The organism is Limnospira sp., assembly GCF_051859755.1.
Taxonomy (GTDB): Bacteria; Cyanobacteriota; Cyanobacteriia; order Cyanobacteriales; family Microcoleaceae; genus Limnospira; species Limnospira fusiformis.
In genome coordinates this window covers 1-1,823 of record NZ_JBIMLI010000305.1, presented here as the reverse complement: position 1 = coordinate 1,823, position 1,823 = coordinate 1, and the positions used below count along the sequence as shown (strand labels likewise).

Here is a 1,823-nt window from a genome sequence, read left to right as displayed (position 1 = left end):
TTGTTATGTGCGACTTGGAAGGTGGAGGATGCGCTACCGGAAACGATGGCGGACTTGTATGGGGGGTTTGTGGAGTCGATGTATGAGTGGAAGGGAGAAGAATTTTTATTAACAGATGAGGAAAAGGCTCAATTAACAAATGAGCAAAAGGATAAATTAATAGATCAGATAAAGGATGATTTGAATGCAACTTTAGGAGAGTTGGCAAAAGTATCCCTCGATGGTGAGGTAAGTCGCTTTCGGTTAACCCATCGGTTGGTGTGTCAATACTTGGGTAAACCGAAGGCTAAAAGTTCTCTGTTATCCAGAGCGTTAAAGTTGGGCTGGTTGAATGAGGTGGGGGTGGCGGCGGAAAGTCGCCGCGAAAAAGTCTATACGTTTTATCATGCGACGTTTCAGGAGTATTTTGCGGCGTTGGCGGTGGAGGATTGGGATTATTTTCTGCCGAAGGATCATGTTGACTGTCCGGTGGCGGGGAAGCGGTATCGGATTTTTGAGAAGCAGTGGAAGCAGGTGATTTTGTTGTGGTTGGGGCGTGAGGATGTTGGGGATGAGGAGAAGGAGGCGTTTATTCGGGCGTTGATTAAGTTTGAGGATGGATTGACCGAATTAGAACATCACAATGGTAGAGGTTTTTATGAATATCAATCCTATTTTCTAGCTGCTGCTGCGATTAATGAGTTTAAAACTTGTTCTCTAGTAGATGAAATTGTGCGACCGGTGGTGCAGTGGGGGTTGAGTGAGTTCGACATTCAGAAGCCAAAATGGATGACTTTTCGCGCAGCGGTTGAAGAAGGGGCAAGAAAGGCGATACATGAGACCATTCGACGGCTGACGATTACAGAACTGAGTGCAATTATTGATAATTGCCCAGATGAAGATACCCGGATGCAGGCAATGTTGATTTTAAAAAAAATTGATCCCAAAAATGCTAAAGTTTGCCCTTGGAACACAATTAGAATCTCCAACGGGGATAAAGATACCTCGCGGCAAGCGTCTGAGAGCCCAGATAAAATTAACACAGTAAACTCTCAAGAAATTGCGGATTTACTCGAAGTTATCGAAACCAGTCCGTCTGGATATACCCGGCTGGATGCGGTTTTGTTGCTAGAGAAAATCGGACAGGGAAATCCTCAAGCCATCTCTGGTTTGGTCAAAATAATGGCAAACACTAAGTCTAAAGATATCCGTTGGATGGCGGCTGAGACCTTAGAAAAAATCGGACAAAGAAATCCCGAGGCGATCGCTAATTTGCAGAACATTATCGCAAACACTGAGTCTGAAGATATCCGTTGGCGTGTGGCGGCGAGTTTAGGGAGGATTGACCCGGGAAATTGTAAAGCGATCGCTGGGTTGGTCAATGTTATCACCACCACTGAGGATGAAAAAAACAGGATGTGGGCGGCTCAGAGTTTAGGGGAAATCAACCCAGGGAATCCCGAGGCGATCGCTGTTTTGGTTAAACTTATAGAAACTACTGAGGATGAAGATACCCGCTGGCGGTTAGCTTTGAGTCTGCCAAAAATCCTCACTACCCCCCAACAATATGCAGGGGTTGTCACCGCCTTAAAACACAACCTCAGCGATGGAGTTGACCAAAACAACTTTAAACGATTCCATCCATCCTACAACGTCCTCTGGAATTGTGCCGAAAATCTGCCCTATCCCGAATTTTACCAAGCATGGCACAATCCCCCCACCTCCCCCCATAGCGGCGAACCCTCTTTCGCCTCTCCCCTCACCTGCGAATCCCTGCAACACCTGCCCCTGTATTGCCTCAACGCCGACCTCCTCGCTGACGAAACCCGCGAACGGGAAATCGC

At 46.9% G+C, this 1,823-nt stretch carries 1 protein-coding gene; it reads left to right on the top strand.

Annotated elements, in window-relative coordinates:
* Positions 1–1,823: HEAT repeat domain-containing protein (locus tag ACTIE0_RS24140; RefSeq protein ID WP_439517029.1), on the top strand; the 1,823-nt coding region annotated here is incomplete at both ends.